Consider the following 264-nt stretch of genomic DNA (forward strand, 5'->3'; position numbering starts at 1 on the left):
TTCGACGTCGCGGCGATCCTGCTCGCCGCCGGCAACGGCGCATTCGTGCCGCAGAAGCTGTTGCTGCCCGAAGCCGCGGCGCTGGAGTCCCGTCACGTGCACTACAGCGTGCAGCGCCTCGCCGATTTCGCCGACAAGACGGTGGTGGTGGCGGGCGGCGGCGATTCCGCGCTCGACTGGGCGCTGGCGCTGCGCAAGGTCGCGCGGCGCCTGACGCTGGTGCACCGGCGCAACGGTTTCAGCGCGGCCGATTCGAGCGTGGAG

Annotated in this window: 1 protein-coding gene; it reads left to right on the forward strand. The window is 71.6% G+C overall.

The window, feature by feature from the left end:
- A partial coding sequence (locus SB751_RS31595; RefSeq protein ID WP_410749219.1) for an NAD(P)/FAD-dependent oxidoreductase occupies positions 1–264 on the forward strand: 264 nt, incomplete at both ends.

Source organism: Cupriavidus sp. SIMBA_020 (genome assembly GCF_046535395.1).
GTDB classification, from domain to species: Bacteria; Pseudomonadota; Gammaproteobacteria; order Burkholderiales; family Burkholderiaceae; genus Cupriavidus; species Cupriavidus campinensis.